The sequence below is a fragment of the Candidatus Paceibacterota bacterium genome (genome assembly GCA_035530615.1).
In the GTDB taxonomy this organism is placed as follows: Bacteria; Actinomycetota; Actinomycetes; order Nanopelagicales; family Nanopelagicaceae; genus QYPT01.
Genome location: DATKUL010000003.1, coordinates 396434 through 418619 on the forward strand (window position 1 = coordinate 396434; position 22186 = coordinate 418619).

Here is a 22186-nt window from a genome sequence, read left to right on the forward strand (position 1 = left end):
GAGGGACAGGTTAGAGCACAGTAGGGGCTCCTCAAAAGCGGTCCAAAATGACCAACCAGTGAGGCGCCAGAATCTACTTTCGGTAGATGGCTATAGAGACACCGATGTACTGAGAGACCCAGGCGGCGATTACAAAGATATGAAATAACTCGTGAAAGCCAAAATATCTAGCATTTCTCCCGGGGCGTTTGAGTGCATAGAAGATCGCACCCACCGAATAGAGAAGGCCTCCAATGAGAATGGGGAGGAGAACCCAGAGTCCGCCGGCTCGATACATGGCCGGTGCATAGAAGATGGCCCCCCACCCAAGGACCAGGTAGTTGGCGACATATAACCAGCGTGGAGCACCAATCCAGAAAATTCGCACCAGTACACCGATGATTGCGCCAATCCACATTACGGACAGAAGAATCGTACGATCGCGCCCGGTCAGCAGAGTCACTGCATACGGGGTTACCGAACCCGCAATGAGCAAATTGATATTGGCGTGATCCCAACGCCGCCAGAATCTTTTCTTTGAGGGAGACCAAGGAACGCGATGGTAAATCGCTGAAACAGTGAAAAGGGTTATGGCCGTAAGGGAGTACAAGGCCACGGCAAACTTGAACGGTTCCTTGCTCAGGATAAATAGGACAAGTGAGGCAACAAAGACAACCGGTGCGGCCCCTAGATGAAACCAGCCTCTAAGTTTTGGAGGAGCTACTGGTGCCTCATCCTCTACAGGGTTCATGAAAGATAACTGTACGCCCCTAAGGTGGATGGCGAGAGACCGGTCACAAACGAGAAGCCTTAAATCCGGCTTCTAAATCAGCCTTAATGTCCCTGATATTTTCCAGGCCAATGCTCAGTCGGACCAAGCCCGGAGTGACCCCTGCATCTAATTGCTCTTGAGAGCTCAACTGGGAGTGGGTCGTAGTCGCAGGATGAATGACCAGGGATCGGACGTCACCAATATTTGCAACGTGGCTAAAGAGTTTGAGGGATTCAACAAATCGCTTACCCGCTTGCACTCCACCCTTAAGCTCAAATGAAACGACCGATCCTGATCCCTTAGGAGTGTATTTCTTTGCGAGGGCATGCCATGGTGAGGATGCAAGAGAGGCATAGCTCACTGCGTCTACGTCGTCATGCATTTCTAGCCATTGTGCAATCGCGTTGGCATTTTCTAGATGGCGTTCTATTCGAAGACTGAGAGTCTCCAAGCCTTGAGCCAGCAACCATGCATTAAATGGGCTGACTGCAGCTCCAATATCTCGGAGAAGTTGTAGTCGAATCTTGAAGATGTAAGAGAGATTGGCTCCGAATGCCGAACTCACTCCGAGTGCTTGTGCGTAAACGAGACCGTGGTAACTCTCATCGGGTTCATTGAAACCTTTGAATCGATCGGGATATTTTGCATAGTCGAATTTTCCGGCATCAATGATTGCCCCGACTACGGTATTGCCATGGCCAGATAGGAACTTGGTGGCCGAGTGAACGACAACATCTGCTCCATACTCGATTGGGCGAAGAATATACGGCGTCGCAACTGTGTTATCGACGATGAGGGGTACTCCAAAGTCGTGCGCCACCTTAGCGACACCTTCAATATCTAGTATTTCGTTCTTCGGGTTCGCGATAGTTTCGCCAAAGAGTGCTTTGGTATTTGGTCGTATTGCGCTCTTCCATGCATCAAGGTCATTTGGGTCTGTGACGAAGGTGACTTCAATACCGAATTTTGGAAGTGTGTAATGAAAGAGATTGTATGTCCCCCCGTAAAGACTTGGACTAGAAACTATATGGTCACCAGATTCTGCGACATTAAGAATCGCAAAAGTTGTAGCAGCCGATCCAGAAGACAGAAGTAGCGCGGCAACACCACCCTCTAAAGCGGCGAGCCTCTGTTCAACAGCATCTTGCGTTGGATTGTTGATACGGGTGTATATATTTCCAAGTTCAGCCAATCCGAAAAGATTTGCAGCATGTTCTGTGTCGCGGAATTGATAGGCAGTCGTTTGATAGAGAGGTAGCGCCCTGGCACCAGTTGTTGGGTCCGGAACTTGGCCGGCGTGAATTTGTAGGGTTTCGAAGGACCATTCGTTAGTGGCTGACATTGTCATCTCGCAATCTAAGTTGGCGCATCTTGGAGGTGCCGACCTTAGCGATGAATAGCAAAAAGTTCTCACAAGGCCTATGTATATGCGAATGCCGCGCACATGCGTCTTTCAATTAAATACAACGGTTGTAGAAGCGGATGGGCTTCACGACCTCGAGATCTGGTCGCACCTTGCTGAATAGTTGGTGAAGTAAGAAGCGAGTGAGTTAGAAAATTTCCTCAGCAAGTGGCTGCTCCTTGATGTTGCTCCTAAGATTTCGTACCGACCTCAGCATGAGTGGTAGGAGCGATGCGACCAGAGTAATCAGGGCACATCCATAGAGTGTTGTTGAAATTCCGAGCCACTCTGCAAAAGGACCAGCGAAAGCGATACCGATAGGTGCCAATGCATACGAGCCGAGCGCGTCGTAAGAAACCACGCGCGAGTACGACTCTTTGGGAATATTTGCTTGCATTGATGATCCCCAAGCAACCCCGAATATTTCTATAGCAATTCCGGCGATAAATGCGCTTACAAGTACGACTGGCAAGGCGACACCCATTGCGAGGGTTAAATTCCATCCTGATGTAAATGCGATTGCGATCATCCCAAGAACAAGAGGACGCGGGAAATGTATTTTCAGTGCGACCACACTTCCGATCAACATGCCCGCAGTGATTGCGGCCAAGTTGAAGGACCAGTCGCGTGGACCATGCCCACCTGAATTAAATGAGAGTGGCCCAAGCACTGAAATAGTGGCTTCAAAGCAGAGATTGATGAATGTGAATCCGATGACTACTGACACGACCCATGAGCGGGAAATGAATTCGCGCCACCCAATCTTTAGGTCATGGAGCATGGATGATTTTTCTTTTACTTCGATGGAGGGCAAATTGATAAACCAGACCAGGATTCCCGCCACCAGGAAAGTAAGTGAATCAACGAGAAGTGCCCATCCGGATCCAAAGAGAGTAACCACGGTTCCGCCAATGAGTGCTCCAATGATGAATCCGAAGTTGCTCACAAAGGAGATGATTGCATTTGCCTTCTGTAGAGACTCTTTGGGCATTATTTCCGGAAGCACTCCAGACATTGCGGGCCACCAGAGAGCATTCAAGACTCCAAATAATCCACCCATCAGGCAGAGAAGCGGTACCGAGGCGAAACCGAAAATAAAGGAAATCGCGCTAACGGATGCAATGAAACTTCCGATTATGTCTGCTCCACCGACAATTCGATTGCGTTTGAATCGATCCCCAATTACCCCACCGAACAACATAAAGAGAATCATCGGAGCAAATCGCGCTGCCATAACCAGGCTTAAGTCGGTTCCCTTAGCTCCGGGCAAACTCAAGACACCATAAGCCAGCGCGACTGGCGAGAGACCATTTCCCAGGTTGGAAATAAAGCGCGCCGCGATTAGCGGTGTGTATCCCTTGTGGCTGGCTAGGTGGCGGACATCTTTTATCATTCCGGCTCAACAAACTTGAACCTTCTATTTTCATCCAATAACTCGTACCCAATTCTTTGGTAAACACCATTACTTGTCAGATTTTTCGCGTCAGTGAAAAGCATGACACGAGCCCCTTGTTCCACCAGAGTTTGCGAAAGGGTGGCAGTAAGGACGCCTGCATAACCATGACGGCGGTGGGTTGGAGGCGTGTACACAGGACCAATCCTCCCTACCGTTCCACTGGGTGTTTCAACCAAACGTGCATGCCCGGCCATGGAAACAAGTTCATTTTCCACTCGCCAGAATTTCAATGAACCTCGGTTGAGGCCATCTTCAATTGACTCCTCGAGGTTGGGCATTAGGAGGCCAGCCTCATTCCCAAATTCGATATACCAAGCATAGATTTTCTGGTAGTCATCCCGGGTGGCATTTTCCATTTTGCCGGGAACCGACGGAATGTTTAGTTCATTTAACGTGTACAGGAGTTCGTGCCCCGACTCCTCGACCGGGCGTTTGCTCTGACTCGTGCCCGTATTTTGATAGGCCTTTAAGAATTCAGAGACCACCGCGGAGGAGCCGCCAATTTCCGGCAATTCAGGATCGTATAGGGAAACCTCTTGCGCCAACTCTCGCAACGCTTCTTTGGGCATCGGAGTAAAGAGCATTCCATGGGGGGTAGTTCGCATTGCCGCCCCAATGACCTCGCCAGAATCACTGGAGATAATCCACCAGAAGCATTTCTCGTACGTGCGAGATCCGTCTGCGACGGATAAAGCTACGCTTCCAATGATGTTGGTGCGGAAGGGATCCGCCGCTCTGATTGCCTGCGTCTGCCCGAGAAATTCGCGTGCGGATTGAAGAAGGCTGACTTTCATGTGGTAATTATCCGCGAAATATCAATCCCTGTCAGTAGTCTCGTCAAGTTTCAAACGTGTGGTCATCTTCGAGGTTTGAATCGCATTTCTGCCAGGGAGAAGAATCCATATGCAATGATTGCCGCGGCAATCGCATTCCATTTTTCATCAGGGCTACGTGAGGCGAAGTTAACGAAGGCGCTGATAGTGGCGAGGATAAGGAAGATTCTGGAGAGCAAATAACTGTTTTTTGACCAGGCCCCTGCATGTTGGTATAGCGCAACAATAAAGATCAATTCAAAAACGACAACTACTGTTTGGATTCCGTAAGCAAAGCGAAGGCCAATCGGAAGAGAGTCGTAGCCTCCTCCGGCAACTCGTGTCATCAAGGAGGAAACATTAAGGGTCGCACCGACGACGAGATAGAGATTCCAGGCAAGCGCAATAAGTGACGCTCCGAGAATTACCTGTTTTTTCATATTTTTCTCCATTCGCGCAGAACTTACCTCATGAACTCCATGAAAGTGTCATTCGAGCCACTCAAACCTCGCCCCACCCTACGTGACTTCATTTTTTGTCGTTCGTGGGCTACCGTGAAGTTATGACAATGGAGTCACCAATGGCAACCGCCCTTGCCCAATTACGACGGGCAGTAGATCAACTTAAACTCTCTGAAAATGATTGGAACACCCTTTCAACACCGAGGCGTGTCCTAGAAGTAGCAGTCCCACTTCGACGCGATGACGGCCGCGTGGAGATGTATAAGGGATACCGAGTCCAATACTCAACAACAAGAGGTCCTTCTAAGGGTGGAGTCCGCTTCCACCAAGATATTGATCTGGAAGAAACCATTGCACTGGCCATGCTGATGACATGGAAATGCGCGCTCACCAATCTCCCGTACGGGGGAGCGAAGGGTGGGGTGGCCGTTGATGTACACAATCTTTCATTGGCTGAGAATGAACGACTCACCCGGCGATATACCTCTGAAATTCTTCCGATCATCGGACCAGAGCGGGATATTCCTGCGCCAGATGTCGGAACCGATGAACGGAACATGGCCTGGATGATGGATACGTATTCCGTGAATGCAGGATTCTCGGTCCCTGGTGTTGTGACAGGAAAGCCCATTGTTCTGGGTGGATCCCTAGGACGTGCGTCTGCGACCGGTGACGGAGTTGCGATCTCGACTCGTGAAGCATTGAGAGTTCGCGGGATTGATCCTCAGAAGGCAACAGTTGCAATCCAAGGTTTTGGCAAAGTTGGATATTGGACAGCGATTGCTTTGGAGAAAATGGGCTTAAGAGTCCTTGCTGTAAGTGATGTGAATGGCGGCGTAACGGGTTTCTCATCGGTTGCAGATGTATTTGAATATTCGAAGGAACACGGAACTTTGGTGGGAATGCCTGGAACTGATTTCATTACAAATGAAGAGCTGCTGGGCTTGGATGTTGATGTTCTCATCCCCGCCGCACTAGCCGATTCAATTACAGAAGCTACCGCGCCAAGGATCAGAGCTCGAGTGGTTGTGGAAGGAGCGAATGCTCCAACTACGCCTGAAGGTGATGCGATTATGAATTCAAATGGGATTCTCGTCGTGCCGGACATTCTCGCCAACTCAGGCGGTGTCATTGTCTCTTACTTTGAGTGGGTTCAAGATAATCAGAATTACTTCTGGAGCGCCGATGATGTGCACCAGAATCTCAACAAAATTCTGATGCGAGCGATTGTTGAAGTTGAGGCAATGGCATCTACACAGAATGTGACGTGGCGAGAAGCGGCACACATGTTGGGAGTCAGCCGGGTGGCCGAAGCCCATGCACTTCGAGGTCTTTATCCATGATGGGAAAGCGGTCGAGAGCATGAAGAAAGAATGGTCTTTCGAGACACTTCAGATTCACGCGGGTCAAGTACCCGATCCAGTAACAGGATCCAGGGCCCTCCCTATTTATCAAACGACAGCGTATCAATTTCGTGATACGCAACATGCGGCTGATGTATTTGGCATCGCAGAAGCGGGATACGTCTATACCCGCATAAACAATCCCACCCAGGATGTAGTCGAACAGCGTATTGCCGCACTCGAAGGCGGAGTCGGTGCACTTCTTCTGGCATCTGGAATGGCAGCGACCGCCATTGCGATTATGAACGTCGCACAAGCCGGGGACCATATTGTCGCCAGCCCACATGTCTATGGTGGTACATACAACTTATTCAATTTCACTCTTCCAAAGTACGGAATTGATGTCACTTTCGTCGACGATGCGCAAGACATGGATGCTTGGCGTAGGGCGGTTCGGCCAAATACGAAGGCATTTTTTGGTGAAGGCATCTCCAATCCTCAAGCCATCATGATTGACATCGAGGCGATCGCCAAAGTTGCCCATGATGCAGGCGTTCCGTTGATGATAGATAACACGATCGCCACGCCATATATGACGAAGCCAATTGAGTACGGAGCGGATGTTGTCACCCACGCGGCAACAAAATTCCTGTCGGGTCACGGCACGGCAATGGTCGGTGCCATTGTCGATTCGGGGAATTTTGACTACGGCAAATACCCGGAGAGATTTCCCGGCTTTAATAATCCAGATGAGAGTTACAACGGTCTGGTTTATGCGAAGACGCTTGGTGTTGGCTCTGCCTTCGGTGCAAACCTGGCATTTATTTACAAAGCACGTCTCCAATTACTAAGGGATATTGGGGCATCTGTCTCGCCGTTCAATGCTTGGTTATTGGCGCAGGGTTTGGAGACTCTCAGTTTTCGGATGGACCGCCATGTCGAGAATTCACAGGCGGTGGCAGAGTGGCTTGAGAGGCACCCCCAGGTTGAGCGTGTGAGTTATCCAGGGCTGAAGTCATCACCATTGCATCACCTTGCTAAGAAATATACGCCTAAAGGCCCAGGTGCTGTGATGTCATTTGAACTCAAAGGCGGCCTCGACGCAGGACGCAAGTTCGTCGAAGGACTCGAGATGTTTAGTCACGTGGCAAATATTGGTGATGTCCGTTCGCTGGTGATTCATCCAGCATCGACCACTCATTCGCAATTGAGCCCTGACGAGCAACTGCGCGCCGGGATTACCCCCGGGATGGTGCGCTTGAGCATTGGTCTTGAAAACATCGTCGACATCAAAGCCGATCTCGAATTGGGATTCGCCGCCGTTCTTATTTAAGCGAACGAAGTCCTAGGAGCGAGGAAGTTCCCATAATGGAGTCCAATGTTCGACGGTGGGTGGGCTTACAAAGAATGGTCCAATGATTGCGCGCCACTCAGCAAAGAGTGAGGATTCTCTGAATCCGATTGTGTGGTCTTCAAGCGTTTCCCAATGAAGAGTGAAAATGTAAACATTGGAACGTTCTATTCCGCGATGTATTTGAAAGTCTATAAAGCCCTTGGCTCTCGGAAGCACTGTGCTGGCCGCAACCTTGATTGCCGCTTCAAATTCTGGTTCGCGACCCTCAAGAACTTCAACTAAACCAATTTCCCGAATCATCTCAAACCCCTTTAGTTATTTATGTGTCATAAGGATAGATATAAAAGCCCGACAATAACGACAAGAATGCCAATCCAGCCACGGCCATTAATAGTTTCTTCGAGTACAACAGCAGCCAAGATGGTCGCGGTAGCAGGCTCTGCCAAGATCAGAGTTGAGGCAGTGCTCGCCCGCACCTTCTCTAACCCATATGCATAAGCTATGTAGGCAAAGGCGGTTGGCACGAGTCCCAACCAGAGAATCATGGCAGAGCCTTTTGCGCTAACGATCCAATTAAGATCTCCCACAAATAACAACGGAAATGAGAGAACGGCCGCAAGGGCGAATATGCGAAACATCGCCTCGGTTATTTTCACACCGCTGGCAAGTGCGCGTTTACTCACCACCGCAAGTGGTGAGACGCCCTTCGGACCCAATGCTTGGGCAGTTCCGGTCGTGCCGAAGCAAACACCAGCGAGAACTAGAGCGGCGTTGCGCGCTCGTAGATTGGAAACGGCTGAAGTCTATGGGCGCTGCTTGTAGAGACTTCCTAGGTGAGTGGTTTGAGAGTGAGACGCGCGAGCAAGTGATAGGGTCTTTTGAAAATTACCCGATACGTGTAATTGGTGCGACTAATGGGGACTACGAATGACGAAATCGACGAAGCGGCTTCTCCTTGGTCTCGATCTTGGTGGAAGCTCGATCAAGATTGCCGTTATCGCAGTTGGTGTAGATGGTAAACCAACGGTCCTGGCGCAAGAAAGCAGGGATACGCACCCCTCTAGGGCATTGTCCAAAGTCCTGGATGACCTTCTTCTCATAACCAATGAATTTCGCGAGAAGTACGGCGCCTGCGATTCCATCGGCGTGGGACTACCAGGCATTCACGATGAAATCAGTGGAGTGACATCACACTTGACAAATTTTTCCGCGGAATGGGAAGGGTCCCAATTTCGAAGTAAGTTAAGTAATCGACTGGGCCGACCGATAACCGTTGCAAACGACGGGCGTGCCTTTAGCCTGGCCGAGTCAGTGCTCGGCGCGGGCGCTGGATTCGAGACGGTTGTGTGTGTAGTTCTTGGTACTGGAATCGGTGGAGGCGTGGTGATTGATGGAAAACTGTGGAAAGGGAGATCGAGCGTAGGTGAACTTGGGCATCAGAGTGTTCAATTTGACGGACCGCTCTGTGGATGTGGGAATCGAGGTTGTGTCGAGTTATTTGCCGGCGCAGCAGCGATTACAGAGGCGGGTGGAAGGGAAACCGTTCGCGAAGTTTTTGAGGCCGCAGCAAGTGGAGATGCCTTGGCACAGGGCGCGGTTGATCAAGCGATTTCTGCGCTGGCAGCGGGTTTAGCCAATACGTATGTGATGCTGGCGCCTGACCTGATTGTCGTTGGGGGAGGCGTCGCCAAAGCTGGAGCTCAGCTACTTGATCCGCTTACCGCGCAAATTCGTGAGCGCGCCAATTTGGTTTCGTCTGCGCAAATTCGAGTTGTTCCAGCAGAATTAGGTTATTTTGCAGGTGCGATTGGCGCGGCATTAATGGGGGCTGAGCAGTTCGCGCTCTAGCGTCCCCGCAGGAGATAATCGATGTGAGGTATTAAGGTTCTGACTGACCAATATTGATTTTAGGAGGATTCTGTGGCAACAACACGCAAAGCATCAGCGGTATGGAATGGAACGCTTTTAGAAGGTCAAGGCGTAGTGAGCCTGGATTCTTCTAACATTGGAAAGTTTCCCGTCTCGTGGCCAGCACGAAGTGCCGAGCCAAATGGCGTCACGAGCCCTGAAGAACTTATTGCCGCTGCACATTCCACATGTTTTTCGATGGCCCTCTCCAATGCATTGGCTAAAGCAGGAACTCCAGCCGTGGAACTGCGTACTTCAGCCGAAGTTGATTTTCAACCTGGCGTTGGCATTACAGAAATTCGCCTCCATGTAAGTGGAGATGTGCCTGGTCTTGATGCTGCGGGATTTGCAGCCGCAGCCCAGGGAGCAAAAGAAGGATGTCCGGTGAGCAAGGCACTGAGCGCGGTACCGATCACACTTACGGTTGGCTAATTTCGAACTGTCGGGGCAGGGTCAGAATATGCTTTGAGTCGAAAGTAAGAGGTGAAGAGATGAGCAAATTTCCAGACCGTAGTGGCGCAGCGCTTCTTGTCATCGATGTACAAAATAATGTTGTTAAAGACGCGTGGCATCGAGATGAAATCGTGAAGAACATAAACACAGCAGTCGAGAAAGCCCGTGCTGGAAATACAAAAGTAATCTGGATTCAGCACTCCTCTAAGGATCTTCCCGTCGGAAGCGAAGGATGGGAATTTGTTCCAGAATTGAAGCCTCTCGATTCAGAACCCATGGTTCGCAAGATTTACCGAAGTTCATTTGAAGATACCGAATTGGAATCCCTGCTAAAAGAAATGGGAGTGTGTCGTCTCTTCATCACTGGAGCTCAGACAAATAACTGCGTCCGCCATACGACTCACGCTGCCCTTGAGCGTGGGTATGACGTAACTCTTATTAAGGATGCTCACACAACGTCTGACGTTAAGTGGAAGACATTCGATGTTCACGCCGCCGACATTATTGACGATCTCAATCTTTCTTTCTGGGACTACAAATTGCCGGGGCGCTCGGCGAACACCGCATCAACATCGGAAGTGGTTCTTTAGGAGTTGCGCCGAATGGTTCCTTGACTGCTCGGAATATCCTGACCGCTCGGAATATATGGAGGGAGGATCGCTAGGTGCTTAAAATTTCCAACTTCAGGCAGCGTGTAGTTCTCGTTTCGGTATTCGCATTTGCAATGGCTTATTTTGAATCGGCAGCTGTTGTGTATCTACAACGTGCACTAGATATGACACCTCAAAGCATCTTCCCTTTGCGCGATCAAAATTCTCTTGGTGGTCTGGGAGGTGTTGAAATCGGTCGTGAGGCTGCAACCCTGGTGATGCTTGCAACGGTTGGTTGGATAACCGGAAAGCGCGGTCTAGAACGCTTGGCGTGGACAGCCGTGGCATTCGGCGTTTGGGATATCGGTTATTACTTCTGGCTCTGGATCTTCATCGGATGGCCAACAAGTCTGGATACTTTTGATTTACTTTTCTTGCTCCCGGTACCTTGGGTCGGACCCGTCTGGGCTCCTATGGTGGTCAGTTTGGCACTGATCACCTTTGGCTTGATCGTTGCGAAGAGGATGAGAAGTAATGAAATCGTCATCGCTAAACCCAGAGATCTTGCCCTCCTTATTGGAGGCGGGCTTGTGGTCATGTTAAGTTTTACGATTGATGCGGCGGACACATTGCATGGTGCGATTCCAACGACTTTTGCTTGGCCAATTTTTATTGCGGGGATCTCTTTGGCGCTAGCAGGGATCTTGCCGTTGTGTAAGACGTCGTCAAAAGAACTTTGATTTAAGAATTTCGGCTCGATCTTTTTTGGTTCTGCCTCTCACCTTTTCTCTCTTGCTTTACCTGTGCTATTGCGCGCAATGAGCGTTGGTCTGAAGGCGATATCGGGAGTCGACGTAGTGGAATTCTGAACTGATTCCTCTGCATTGAGCCATCCAGCGACGTAGTCAGAAATCGCATCGATGGGTTGTGCAACGGTTGAGAGTGAAGGGAATACCCAACGCCCCATTTCGATTCCATCCGAACCGAGAATTGATACATCATCGGGAACTGAAACCCCCATTGATTGACAGTAATTCATGGCTCCGATGGCGGTTAGATCGCTTGCGCAGATGAGAGCGGTTATATCGGGATGCGATTCAAGCAATTTGCGCGCACCGATTACTCCACCTTCAACTCCCCAGTCGCTGTGGATGGGATGAATGACGGCATTGGGAACTCCCGCAATCATTTCCTTTATTCCAGATAGGCGAAGGTGGGATCGGCTTGAAGTTGTTTCAACGCCAGTTATAAAACCTATTGAGCGATGACCAAGTTCGAGAATATGTTGCGCAGAAATTCTGCCGGCGGCCCACTCGTCATCTCCGATGGCAGGTGCAGCGAGATCATTGGGCGCGCCGTTCACAAAAAGCAATCGAGCGCCGTGTTCGAGCAACGCTTGATAATGCGGTAAATGTTCCGCGGTATTTGCTGCGACGGAAGAAACGAAAATCAGGTTTGTGATTTGACGGGTGTAGAACCCTTGAGCATGCTCTCGCTCTGCACTTGCCAAGTCGCCTGTAGTGCAGAGGACAATTGCCCATCCGGCGTCTCGAGCCTTCATCTCTATTGCCTGAGTTATTTGGGTAAAAATTGGGTTCAAAATATCTGGCACGAAGAGACCAGCAAGTTTCTCGGGCTGCGATGGCACCGGAATGGAGAAGAGCAACTCCTTCATGGCTCTCTCAACTCGCTCGCGTGTCTTCGGACTCACGATTTCTGAGTTATTGAGGACGCGGGAGGCGGTAGCTACGCTCACGCCAGCGTGGGCTGCTACATCTCTCAAGCTTGCCATGGCGAAAATGTATCATGTTTCAGACTCTTGACATATGTTTCATACGGGCTTACTTTTCCACCACTAGCAAATCCACCTTCAAGAAGGGAAGCCCGTGGTGAAACGAACTCATCGCAGCCTCGCCTCGATCCTAAGCTTGGCCGTTCTCGCTACGGTCTCCCTAGGCACTGGGTCAGCGATCGCCGCAAGTAAGGCAACAAAGCCAGTAACAATTCAATTCTGGAACTACTGGGATGGCGGAAACGGACAAGCACTGAGCAAGCTTGTCGCTGAATTCAACAAGAAGAACCCAGGGGTCATCGTTAAGCCAGTGACATTCCCTTGGGGTGATTTACTTCCCAAGCTCCAAGCATCTATCGCAAGCGGAACAACCCCTGCCCTTGCTGCAACGGATATCGCATGGATGGCCAACATGAATCGATCAGGCAAGTTGGTTGATTTGGGTGCTGCACTCGGTGGCATTAAGAAAGCAACGAATGGCATCTACCCGCAATTGCTCACCTACGGTCTATACAAAGGCAAATTGCAATCATTGCCGGCTAGCACAAACAATCTTTCGCTCTTCTACAACAAGGACCTGTTCCGCAAGGCTGGTCTAAATCCCAATAAGCCACCGAAGACATGGTCTGAAATGCGCGCGGCCGCGATCGCAATCAGCAATCTTGGCAACGGTATCCAAGGGATGGAAATCTATGTACAGCCAGGTGAAGGACTTACCTGGCAGTTCCAGCCATACCTTTGGCAATCTGGTGCCGGTTTCTTGAATAAAGCGAACACGGCACCCACATTCAATTCGGCAGCTGGAAGATCAGCCCTCCAATTCCTTGTAGATCTCATCAATGTTGACCACGCAGCAACTGCTGGTCAATGGGGCGCCTTCGATAAGGGTCAGGCTGGCATGAGAATCGACGGCTCTTGGATGGTTGGCGGATACCGTGAAAACGCTCCATTCGAATTCGGAACTGCGATGTTGCCGATTCCAGATGGTGGCGTACATGCAACCAATATGGGCGGCGAGCAAATTATGGCCTTCAAGGGCAAGGCGGCTTCCCAATCCGCAGCCGTGAAGTTCATTCGTTGGTTCACCAGTGCCCCTATCCAAGCTCGCTGGGATGTTGCGACAAACTTCATGCCAATCAGCGACGCTGTCGCCAATAGCAAAGTGATTTTGAAGCACATTGCCGATGAGCCTGCTCTCAAGGCTTTTATCAACCAGCAGAAATACGCCAAGGCACGTCCTGCTATCGCCACCTACCCGGCCGTATCAGATGCCTTCTCAAAGGCACTTGAGCCTGCGTTCTATGGGACGGTAAGCGTGGCCGAGGCTATGGCCAATGCCGATGCTGCAGTACGCAAAGCACTGAAAAGTAATTAAGTAAAAATAGAACTGCCCTGGGCATAATGAGGTCTGGGGCAGTTCTATTCTTTTGTAACAATCCACTCTGACCTTATTAGGGAGTTGAAAATGCAGACTCGCCAGACGAGAACTGCTTATCTCCTAATTGCGCCAGCCCTCCTGCTCTTTGTCGTATTTACCGCGTACCCCTTCATCTGGAGTGCTCAAATCAGTTTGACGAGTTGGGATGGTCTAAACGCAGTCAAAAAATTCGTTGGATTCCAAAACTACATTCAACTTTTCCAGGATGCGGAGTTCAGGCAATCCATTTCTGTCACAACCATCTACACAATCTCTGTCACTCTCATAAGTACGGTCCTTGGCTTTGTAATTGCGTTGATGTTGCAACGAAGAAGGAGATCATCAGCTATCTATCGGACTATTTTCTTCTCACCCGTTGTGACAGCCACGGTCGCTGCTGCCGTTGTGTGGCAACTCCTTTTTGACCCCTATGTTGGTGTCATCGACATCGGTCTAAGGGCGCTTCACCTCCCGGCGCCAAATTGGCTCAGTGACACTAACTGGGCTTTACCAGCGGTGATAATTGTTGGAATATGGAAGAGGCTCGGTTTCGCAGTAATTGTTTACGCGGCAGGGATGAGCAGTCTTCCGGTCTCGTGTTTTGAAGCAGCAGATCTTGATGGTGTCTCCGGATGGCAGAAGATTCGCTACATGACCATTCCTCTGATGCGACCAGTTACGACCTTGGTACTTATCACGGGCTTTATCGACGCAATTCAAGTATTTGACCACATCTTTTTACTTACTTCGGGCGGTCCAATGGGATCGACAAATGTTATGTCGCTATTTTTGTATAACCAAGGTTTCAGAATCTTCCATCTGGGCTACGCATCGGCAATCGGATGGACTCTCTTTACGGTGATTCTTGGCCTCACCGTCTTGCAGTGGCAATTGAGACGTAGGGGCGAGTCGTGAGATCTACGAAGACGCTGTTGATCAAGGTCGCAGATCACATGACTCTCATTGTGATCTCTAGCATCGTGATTCTGCCATTTCTTTGGATGATTACAACATCGCTGAAGCCACCTAAATTGGCCTTTAGTTCGCCATATTTGATTCCCACTCATTTCTATTGGCAGAACTTTGTTAACGCATGGCAAGAAGCACCCTTTGCTCGCTACTACCTCAATTCCATAATTGTTGCTGTTTGCGTCACGTTCGGCCAAGTATTTACGAGTGCCTTAGCGGCGTACGCTTTCGATAGATTTGAATTTCCATTTAAACGAACTTTGTGGTTTACCTTGCTGGCATCAATGATGGTTCCGCTGCCATTGCTTGTCATTCCTTCATTCCAGATAATTCAGAATTTGCATTGGGCAGATAATTTGGCTGCGCTGATCATTCCTCGATGCTGGTCGGCTTTTGGAATACTTCTGCTTCGTCAGTTCATACATTCGATTCCGCGCGACTTTGATGACGCGGCAAGGATGGATGGAGCAAACACATTGAGAGTCATATGGAGTGTGATCCTGCCAATAGCGCGCCCCGCAGTCGCCACATTGGCTTTGTTTGCCTTCCTTTTCGCTTGGAACGATTTCCTCTGGCCCCTGATTGTTCTAAATACCCCTGAGCACTTCACGGTGCCGCTGGGAATCGCCAATTTTTCAGGAAAATACGGAACACGGTGGACGTTATTGATGGCGGCCACGGTGTCAGCGACAATCCCCGCCGTGATTGCGTTCTTGGCGATGCAGAAATCCCTTATTAGAGGTTTAGCGTCGGGAGGAGTCAACGAATGAGCCAGGAGATTGTGCCGTCAGCGAATCCAGATCGGCTGGACTGGTTCCGTAAAGGAACCCTCTACCAAATTTTTCCGGATCGCTTTGCCCGAGTTGAAGAAGACGCTTCCAGCTCATCCACTCTCGTGCCTTGGGATAGTGCGCCAACGAGAGAAAACTTCTTCGGCGGCAATCTTGCAGGAATCTCGTCAAAGCTTCCGTATCTTCAGCGGATTGGAATCGCAAATCTATACTTGAATCCAATTTTCTCTTCTCCCTCAAACCATCGCTACGACACGCAAAGTTACTTTCAAATTGATCCACTTCTGGGGGATGAGAGAAGTTTGGCCAAACTGGTTCTGTCAGCAAATGACTCTCAGGTAGGGATTCTGCTGGATGGAGTCTTCAATCATGTCGGGGATCAATTCCACAGTTTTACGCGTGCACTCAATGGCGTGACGGAAGATCGCGAGCTCTTCACGTTTATATCGAATTCATCTGAGTATCAAACCTGTGGGGGAGCTGACTTTCTCCCCAAACTTAATCACGGTAATCCACAAGTACTAGAAATGATTTCCCAAGTCATGTCTTATTGGGATCAATTCGGAATTAGTGGTTGGCGCCTCGATGTGCCCTGGAAGGTCTCGCCCGAATTTTGGCAACAACTGCGACTTTCAACGAGAGATCTCATCTCTTCGCAGTTATGGCTGGCTGAGGCTTGGCAACAGTGGGGGTTCGCCTCTGAATTTGAGTCCGTGACCAATTATTTTGCCCGTACACGTCTTCTCGATTTCGTTGTGCGTCACGATGCGGATGCAGAGGATCTTGCTGTCGATATAGAGCTTTGGTGCCGCCTTCGCTCTGATCCATCGCTGATTACCAATTTTGTCGGGAGTCATGACACATCACGACTGATAAATGAATGTCGGGGCTCGCACCGAGATGCCTTGATAGTACTGATTCTCAACCAATTCTTACCTGGCGTTCCTGCTCTCTACTACGGTGATGAAATAGCCCTTGAAGGTGGCAATGATCCTGACTGCCGCCGCACCTTTCCTCAGAAGTTTACGAGTCAGCAAGATCGCTTCTTGGCAACACTTGAGCCGATTCTGGCATTGCGTAGAGAACATCGGTGCTTGAGCCATGGCAATTTCTCCATCGTGGAAAGTATAAATCGAACAATTGTCATCAAGCGTGAGTATGAAGATTGTGAGTTTACTATCGTCGTCAATTCCGGCGATCGAGCACAACTTGTTTCTACCAACCTGTTCGGAAATTTCCAATCGATCGTCGGTGAACAGGTGAGTGGAAACTCCGTGCCGGGCCATTCACTTCTTATTGAAGGAGGAACGAAATGCTCGTGCCCGAAACGATAAGAAATGTGGTTGCGCCGAAGTCGTCAGAGAAACAATGGTGGCGAGATGCAGTGACTTACCAGATCTATATTCGCTCCTTCGCTGACGAAAACGGAGACGGGGTAGGCGATATCCAAGGAATTATCAGTCGCATTGATTATTTGAAGAAACTTGGCCTCGATGCCATATGGATAACTCCGTGGTATCCATCACCACAACACGATAATGGTTACGACGTCGCTGATTTCATGGATATTCATCATGAATATGGAACTTTGGATATCGCCCAAGATTTGATCAACAAAGTGCACCAGGCGGGACTTCGAATTATCATTGATATCGTTCCAAACCATTCAAGTAATGAGCACCAGTGGTTTAAAGAGGCTCTCGATTCTGAGCCGGGTTCGCTTGCTCGCGATCGCTATCTCTTCCGCGATGGAAAGGGGGAGACTGGGGAACTGCCGCCTAATAATTGGCAATCTGTTTTCGGTGGCCCAGCGTGGACTCAGATCCGGGAAAAGAATGGCGAATTTGGCCAGTGGTACTGCCATATTTTTGCTCCAGAGCAACCTGACTTCAATTGGGAGAATCTCGAAGTGAGAGATCACTTCATCCAAGTCCTGCGTTTCTGGCTTGATCGAGAGATCGATGGATTTCGAGTTGACGTCGCACATGGGCTCATTAAGGCAGAGGGGCTACCGGACGCGCCTATTCAAGAATATTTCGGCCAGTTAGATTCGCGCGACTTCCCTTTCTGGGATCAAGATGGCGTTCACGAAATCTACCGCGAGTGGCGCAAACTACTCGACTCATATCCTGGTCAGCGGATGGCTGTCTCGGAAGCGTGGGTCAATCCGCCATCTCGTTCTGCGCTCTATGTAAGGCCAGACGAATTGGCTAATACTTTCAATTTCGATTTTTTAACGCTGAAATGGGAGATTGAGTCGGTTAGATCAAGTATCGATCGCTCTATTGAGAGTATGGAAGAAGTCGGTGCTCCTGTGACTTGGGTGCTTAGCAATCATGATGTGGTACGTGCTGTTGACAGGCTCGATATGAATCTCACTGCAGGTACGAGACAGACTGTTGAAGAACAACGGAACGAGAGCAGGCTTTTTGATCTCGAACGGGGTAGAAGGCGCGCTCGCGCTTCCGCGATGTTGATGCTGGCACTTCCCGGAGCCGTTTACCTCTATCAAGGAGAGGAGCTCGGACTCCCCGAGGTCTTTGATATTCCACTGGAGAGCCTTCAAGACCCGATTTGGCGAATGAGCGGCAACACCGATCGTGGTCGGGACGGATGCAGAGTGCCCCTCCCATGGAAAGCATCCCAGAGTGGCGCCTTCGGTTTTTCAAATAATGAATCACTTGCGCCAGATCAGTCTTGGTTGCCTCAACCTCTGAACTGGGGTCGTTTTTCGGCGGAGGAGCAGGAAGTCGATGAGAGTTCCATGCTCAATCTTTACCGACGGGCTCTTAGTATTCGAAAGACAAATTTTCACTTGCGTGACTCATTCTTCTGCTGGATCGAGTCAGGCGAAGGGCGATTTATGTTTGCCCGAAAAGATGATGATTCTTTTCTTTGCATCGTCACATTTGAAAAAGGTGAATCTATTCCACCGAATTATGACATTCTGCTCAGTAGTCAAAAAATTGTATTAGGTCAGATCCCACCGGATACGGCCGTGTGGCTACAGAGAATAATTTAAAGCCAATTAAACTGGGCAATTGAAGAGAAATCGATCTGTTACTCTCACAGCCATGTGGTTGGAAGAGCTTCGGCGAGCAAAGCTCGCGGTAACTCTCACTTTCATTACAAACGGGTTGGTAATTGGATCCTTCATCGCGCGCATTCCTGATATCAAAGCTCATCTCGATATTTCCAATTCAACACTCGGCCTTGCTCTGCTCTCATCATCTATTGGTGTTTTCTTGGCTCTTGGGCCATCAGGAAAGTTCTCCGCAAAGTACGGAAGCGCCCCGATTGCTTTTCGATCATCACTCGCCCTCGCCACCACAACCGCGCTCCTTGGATTTATTTTCAATCTTGCGTGGTTCTGTTTTTCCCTCTTTCTCTTTGGTTTTTCTCTCGCGTTCCAAGATGTGGCTATGAATTCTCATGCCGTGGCTCTTGAACACAAATCTGGCAATCGAATGATGAGCGTCTTTCATGGAATGTTCTCTCTGGGAGGGCTCATTGGAGGCGCGATTGGTGGAGTGTTTTCACAGACCAAAACGTCCTTCTTACTACAAACATTGATTGTCGGCGCTTTTGTAATCTTTGTCGCCTTCTATGTAAAGCCGCGTTGGCTTCCCGCTGATGCAGACAAGCATGAATTCATCAAGGAAGAGAAGACAGAAAAACGTCCAACACTTCTCTGGATCCTTGGATTCTTTGGTTTCTGTGGCGCTCTCTCCGAAGGCGCTGCAGGGGACTGGGGTGGGGTTCTTTCGCGTGAAACTTTTCACACATCAAACTTTGTCTCGGCTCTTCCCTACATCGCCTTCTCTGCCACGATGGTGATTGGTCGATTCTCTGGAGATCGCCTGGCACACAGGTTTGGCGCACCGAAGATTCTCTCTGCTGGCGGCGCGGTTGCAAGTTCTGGGTTGGCAGTTGGATTAATCATTGGGGGAAGTTTTGGAGTTGTTCTGGGCTGGTTCTTCCTCGGTTTGGGACTCTCAGTAGTTATTCCACTTCTCTTCAGCGCTGCCGGAACTATTGCAGCAACGCGCTTTAAAGGGCAGGTCGCTCCTTCGCAAGCAGTGGCAATTGTCTCGGGAATTTCCTACTTCGGATTCATAGTAGGGCCACCAACGATGGGCTTTTTAGCTGACATTTTCCAACTTAGGTGGGCAATGTTTGTTCCGGTAGTCCTCATCACTTTCTTGATTGCTAGCGCGAGGTATGCCAAGACTGATTGATAAAGATGAAGTTATTAGGAGTAAATTGTAATCATGACAATTCAAAGCCACGAACGATGGCACAAGCTACTCAGCGAGCAGAGTTAAGAATTCGCCATGTGCTCTCATTGTGGGTGTCAGTCGATATTAGTAATAAGACGCTTAACTCTTCAGCATGAGGAAATCATCAATAAAGTGGGAGCGATACGTCGTGCTCTCAAAAAGTCGGATCTTCCGACGGCGCAACTTTTAGCTTCCGAATTGGGGCATCTCATGAATACTCACACAGTATTTGAGGAGGATGGATTATTTGCGGCACTCATGTCGGATCTTGAATTCAGGGAATCTCTTGTGAAGCTCATGCTTGAGCATACGGAAATCGACAGATTAATCGGTCGCTTGATCGAAGGCGATATCTCGATAGTAGAAGACCTCGATAGGCTGCTTCGAAACCATATTGGTAATGAAGAAAATGGAATTTTTCCTGCTTCGGCAGTGACACTTGATGGCAGCATCTGGGATCAAATCGAAAGAGATCATGACATTGATAGTCACTTCGATTCAAAATAAGTACAACCATGAGTTCAAAGCGCAGGACGTCAGGTTTTCTTCGATTCGATTGAGCCAGCGGAGTCAACTAAACCTTCAGTAGTCCCAACAGTGTGAAGTCTCATATTGCAAAAACAATTCGCGTGCTATACGTTGTCAGAGTTAGCCAATAACCACGGGAGTTCGCATCAGCGAACTGAGAGGACGACTAGGGTCGTCGACCGTTGAACCTGTCCGGGTAATGCCGGCGTAGGGAGGATTTAAAATGACCAATAGCGACTTTTCAAAACCATCCACCGTGACCACTGGGTCTATTCAGAACAGTATAAAACGGTACGAACCAGTTGCTGGGTTCGCAGAAATGAGTTTCCCGGTCAGACGAGTGAACCTAAGCAATGGAGAATATTTCGATCTCTATGACACGTCGGGGCCCTACACGGATGAGCGTGCTGTCATCGATATAGAAGCGGGTCTGCCAAAGACTCGAGATAAGTGGGAGCGGTCCGCGCCCATAAATGGTGCATCCACACAGTTGGTCTGGGCTAGAGCTGGCATTGTCACGCCAGAAATGGCCTACATCGCGGCTCGTGAGGGAGTTTCACCTGAACTTGTCAGAGATGAAGTCGCACGTGGTCGTGCAATCATCCCTGCTAACCACAACCACCCCGAGAGTGAACCGATGATCATCGGTAAGAAATTTGCGGTGAAAATCAACGCCAATATCGGCAATTCCGCAGTTACCTCATCTATCGCCGAAGAGGTTGAGAAAATGGTCTGGGCTGCCCGTTGGGGCGCTGACACCCTCATGGACTTGTCGACTGGCAAGAATATTCACGAAACTCGAGAGTGGATTCTGCGGAACTCGCCCATCCCTATTGGCACCGTTCCTATCTATCAGGCTTTGGAGAAAGTCAAAGGCGACCCCACTGCGCTGACCTGGGAGATCTACCGAGAGACCATCATCGAACAGTGTGAACAGGGCGTGGACTACATGACTATCCACGCTGGAGTTCTCTTACGTTATATACCGTTAACAGCCAAACGCGTCACAGGGATAGTGTCACGCGGCGGATCGATTATGGCCGCCTGGTGTCTTGCCCACCATCAAGAGAACTTCCTCTACACACACTTCGCGGATCTCTGCGAAATTCTTAGCCGTTACGACGTCTCGTTCTCACTGGGTGATGGGCTTCGTCCTGGCTCCGTTGCGGATGCGAATGATGAAGCACAATTTTCAGAGTTGCGAACTTTGGGCGAACTTACCAAGATCGCAAAATCTCACGGAGTCCAAGTCATGATCGAAGGTCCTGGACATGTGCCCATGCATAAGATCGTTGAAAACGTCCGCATGGAAGAGGAACTCTGCGAGGAGGCTCCCTTTTACACACTCGGCCCACTAACTACTGACATTGCCCCAGCCTACGATCACATCACTTCTGCCATTGGTGCGGCAATGATCGCCCAAGCCGGAACTGCGATGCTCTGCTATGTCACTCCGAAGGAACATTTAGGTCTTCCCAATCGTGATGATGTAAAAACTGGTGTTATCACGTACAAGATCGCAGCCCATGCTGCCGATTTGGCCAAAGAACATCCACGAGCCCAAGAGCGCGATGACGCACTAAGCAAGGCTCGTTTCGAATTTCGATGGGCTGATCAATTCGCGCTCTCACTTGATCCAGATACTGCGCGAAGTTTCCATGACGAGACTTTGCCGGCAGAAACAGCAAAAACAGCTCACTTCTGCTCGATGTGTGGGCCAAAGTTCTGCTCGATGCGCATCTCTGCTGATGTAAGGACATATGCGCAAGAGAACGGGCTCTTAACCTTGGAGGCAATAGAGGTCGGCATGGCCGACAAATCTGCCGAGTTCATTCGGATGGGCAACTCGGTCTACGTGCCAATCAGCACCCACTAAGAC

At 49.7% G+C, this 22186-nt stretch carries 21 protein-coding genes, 1 pseudogene and 1 riboswitch; of the genes and pseudogenes, 14 read left to right on the plus strand and 8 right to left on the minus strand.

Going from position 1 to position 22186, the window contains the following annotated elements:
* Window positions 1–73 precede the first annotated feature (73 nt).
* The 5 genes from VMW30_10460 to VMW30_10480 form a co-directional block, all read right to left on the minus strand.
* On the minus strand, window positions 74–730 hold the full coding sequence (locus VMW30_10460; protein HUW88774.1) for a hemolysin III family protein: 657 nt from the start codon (window positions 728–730) through the stop codon (window positions 74–76).
* Between the two features lie 43 nt (window positions 731–773).
* Window positions 774–2093 (minus strand): bifunctional o-acetylhomoserine/o-acetylserine sulfhydrylase, encoded by a 1320-nt coding sequence (locus VMW30_10465; GenBank protein HUW88775.1) that lies wholly within the window; start codon window positions 2091–2093, stop codon window positions 774–776.
* Between the two features lie 208 nt (window positions 2094–2301).
* Window positions 2302–3546: an MFS transporter gene (locus tag VMW30_10470; protein ID HUW88776.1), complete on the minus strand. Its 1245-nt coding sequence runs from the start codon at window positions 3544–3546 to the stop codon at window positions 2302–2304.
* Entirely contained in the window at window positions 3543–4403 is an 861-nt protein-coding gene (locus VMW30_10475; protein ID HUW88777.1) for a GNAT family N-acetyltransferase, read from the minus strand. The genes VMW30_10470 and VMW30_10475 overlap by 4 nt, the downstream gene beginning before the upstream one ends.
* A gap of 62 nt (window positions 4404–4465) precedes the next feature.
* A complete protein-coding gene (locus VMW30_10480; GenBank protein HUW88778.1) occupies window positions 4466–4861 on the minus strand; it encodes a hypothetical protein in 396 nt (131 codons plus the stop codon).
* Window positions 4862–4983: 122 nt separating this feature from the next.
* Between VMW30_10480 and VMW30_10485 the strand changes: the two genes are divergently transcribed.
* Together VMW30_10485 and VMW30_10490 are read left to right on the plus strand one after the other, a co-directional pair.
* Complete coding sequence (locus VMW30_10485) at window positions 4984–6225, plus strand: Glu/Leu/Phe/Val dehydrogenase (GenBank protein HUW88779.1); 1242 nt, start codon at window positions 4984–4986, stop codon at window positions 6223–6225.
* Between the two features lie 19 nt (window positions 6226–6244).
* Complete coding sequence (locus VMW30_10490; GenBank protein HUW88780.1) at window positions 6245–7558, plus strand: bifunctional o-acetylhomoserine/o-acetylserine sulfhydrylase; 1314 nt, start codon at window positions 6245–6247, stop codon at window positions 7556–7558.
* 12 nt (window positions 7559–7570) lie between these two features.
* On the opposite strand, the gene VMW30_10495 is transcribed toward VMW30_10490, so the two are convergent.
* Window positions 7571–7879 (minus strand): antibiotic biosynthesis monooxygenase, encoded by a 309-nt coding sequence (locus VMW30_10495; protein ID HUW88781.1) that lies wholly within the window; start codon window positions 7877–7879, stop codon window positions 7571–7573.
* A gap of 26 nt (window positions 7880–7905) precedes the next feature.
* Window positions 7906–8331: pseudogene (locus VMW30_10500) on the minus strand (DMT family transporter).
* Window positions 8332–8506: 175 nt separating this feature from the next.
* Between VMW30_10500 and VMW30_10505 the strand changes: the two are divergent.
* From VMW30_10505 to VMW30_10520, 4 genes are all read left to right on the plus strand, one after another.
* Window positions 8507–9427: an ROK family protein gene (locus VMW30_10505; GenBank protein HUW88782.1), complete on the plus strand. Its 921-nt coding sequence runs from the start codon at window positions 8507–8509 to the stop codon at window positions 9425–9427.
* A 72-nt stretch (window positions 9428–9499) separates the two neighbouring features.
* Complete coding sequence (locus tag VMW30_10510; protein HUW88783.1) at window positions 9500–9919, plus strand: OsmC family peroxiredoxin; 420 nt, start codon at window positions 9500–9502, stop codon at window positions 9917–9919.
* A 59-nt stretch (window positions 9920–9978) separates the two neighbouring features.
* Window positions 9979–10530 (plus strand): cysteine hydrolase family protein, encoded by a 552-nt coding sequence (locus VMW30_10515; protein HUW88784.1) that lies wholly within the window; start codon window positions 9979–9981, stop codon window positions 10528–10530.
* Window positions 10531–10604: 74 nt separating this feature from the next.
* Window positions 10605–11270, plus strand: coding sequence for a hypothetical protein (locus tag VMW30_10520; GenBank protein ID HUW88785.1), 666 nt, complete (start codon window positions 10605–10607; stop codon window positions 11268–11270).
* Between the two features lie 38 nt (window positions 11271–11308).
* On the opposite strand, the gene VMW30_10525 is transcribed toward VMW30_10520, so the two are convergent.
* Window positions 11309–12322, minus strand: coding sequence for a LacI family DNA-binding transcriptional regulator (locus VMW30_10525; GenBank protein ID HUW88786.1), 1014 nt, complete (start codon window positions 12320–12322; stop codon window positions 11309–11311).
* A 136-nt stretch (window positions 12323–12458) separates the two neighbouring features.
* Between VMW30_10525 and VMW30_10530 the strand changes: the two genes are divergently transcribed.
* From VMW30_10530 to thiC, 8 genes are all read left to right on the plus strand, one after another.
* Window positions 12459–13697, plus strand: coding sequence for an ABC transporter substrate-binding protein (locus VMW30_10530; GenBank protein HUW88787.1), 1239 nt, complete (start codon window positions 12459–12461; stop codon window positions 13695–13697).
* Window positions 13698–13787: 90 nt separating this feature from the next.
* Entirely contained in the window at window positions 13788–14654 is an 867-nt protein-coding gene (locus VMW30_10535) for a sugar ABC transporter permease (protein ID HUW88788.1), read from the plus strand.
* The gene (locus VMW30_10540; GenBank protein HUW88789.1) at window positions 14651–15478 is read left to right on the plus strand and encodes a carbohydrate ABC transporter permease; all 828 of its coding nucleotides are present in this window, start codon (window positions 14651–14653) and stop codon (window positions 15476–15478) included. The genes VMW30_10535 and VMW30_10540 overlap by 4 nt, the downstream gene beginning before the upstream one ends.
* Window positions 15475–16833: an alpha-amylase family glycosyl hydrolase gene (locus VMW30_10545; GenBank protein ID HUW88790.1), complete on the plus strand. Its 1359-nt coding sequence runs from the start codon at window positions 15475–15477 to the stop codon at window positions 16831–16833. The genes VMW30_10540 and VMW30_10545 overlap by 4 nt, the downstream gene beginning before the upstream one ends.
* Complete coding sequence (locus tag VMW30_10550; GenBank protein HUW88791.1) at window positions 16812–18521, plus strand: glycoside hydrolase family 13 protein; 1710 nt, start codon at window positions 16812–16814, stop codon at window positions 18519–18521. The genes VMW30_10545 and VMW30_10550 overlap by 22 nt, the downstream gene beginning before the upstream one ends.
* A 19-nt stretch (window positions 18522–18540) precedes the next feature.
* Window positions 18541–19737, plus strand: coding sequence for an MFS transporter (locus tag VMW30_10555; GenBank protein ID HUW88792.1), 1197 nt, complete (start codon window positions 18541–18543; stop codon window positions 19735–19737).
* A 96-nt stretch (window positions 19738–19833) separates the two neighbouring features.
* Window positions 19834–20286, plus strand: a complete 453-nt coding sequence (locus VMW30_10560; protein HUW88793.1) for a hemerythrin domain-containing protein — start codon at window positions 19834–19836, stop codon at window positions 20284–20286.
* A gap of 144 nt (window positions 20287–20430) precedes the next feature.
* Window positions 20431–20538: riboswitch (TPP riboswitch) on the plus strand.
* Window positions 20531–22183, plus strand: a complete 1653-nt coding sequence (gene thiC, locus VMW30_10565) for a phosphomethylpyrimidine synthase ThiC (protein ID HUW88794.1) — start codon at window positions 20531–20533, stop codon at window positions 22181–22183. Its footprint overlaps the riboswitch before it by 8 nt.
* Window positions 22184–22186: the final 3 nt, after the last annotated feature.

Coding starts and splice junctions, on each gene's coding strand:
- VMW30_10460 (HUW88774.1), bottom strand. CDS start 730: ATGAACCCTGTAGAGGATGAGGCACCAGTAGCTCCTCCAAAACTTAGA.
- VMW30_10465 (HUW88775.1), bottom strand. CDS start 2,093: ATGTCAGCCACTAACGAATGGTCCTTCGAAACCCTACAAATTCACGCC.
- VMW30_10470 (HUW88776.1), bottom strand. CDS start 3,546: ATGATAAAAGATGTCCGCCACCTAGCCAGCCACAAGGGATACACACCG.
- VMW30_10475 (HUW88777.1), bottom strand. CDS start 4,403: ATGAAAGTCAGCCTTCTTCAATCCGCACGCGAATTTCTCGGGCAGACG.
- VMW30_10480 (HUW88778.1), bottom strand. CDS start 4,861: ATGAAAAAACAGGTAATTCTCGGAGCGTCACTTATTGCGCTTGCCTGG.
- VMW30_10485 (HUW88779.1), top strand. CDS start 4,984: ATGACAATGGAGTCACCAATGGCAACCGCCCTTGCCCAATTACGACGG.
- VMW30_10490 (HUW88780.1), top strand. CDS start 6,245: ATGAAGAAAGAATGGTCTTTCGAGACACTTCAGATTCACGCGGGTCAA.
- VMW30_10495 (HUW88781.1), bottom strand. CDS start 7,879: ATGATTCGGGAAATTGGTTTAGTTGAAGTTCTTGAGGGTCGCGAACCA.
- VMW30_10505 (HUW88782.1), top strand. CDS start 8,507: ATGACGAAATCGACGAAGCGGCTTCTCCTTGGTCTCGATCTTGGTGGA.
- VMW30_10515 (HUW88784.1), top strand. CDS start 9,979: ATGAGCAAATTTCCAGACCGTAGTGGCGCAGCGCTTCTTGTCATCGAT.
- VMW30_10525 (HUW88786.1), bottom strand. CDS start 12,322: ATGGCAAGCTTGAGAGATGTAGCAGCCCACGCTGGCGTGAGCGTAGCT.
- VMW30_10535 (HUW88788.1), top strand. CDS start 13,788: ATGCAGACTCGCCAGACGAGAACTGCTTATCTCCTAATTGCGCCAGCC.
- VMW30_10545 (HUW88790.1), top strand. CDS start 15,475: ATGAGCCAGGAGATTGTGCCGTCAGCGAATCCAGATCGGCTGGACTGG.
- VMW30_10550 (HUW88791.1), top strand. CDS start 16,812: ATGCTCGTGCCCGAAACGATAAGAAATGTGGTTGCGCCGAAGTCGTCA.
- VMW30_10560 (HUW88793.1), top strand. CDS start 19,834: ATGTGCTCTCATTGTGGGTGTCAGTCGATATTAGTAATAAGACGCTTA.
- thiC (HUW88794.1), top strand. CDS start 20,531: ATGACCAATAGCGACTTTTCAAAACCATCCACCGTGACCACTGGGTCT.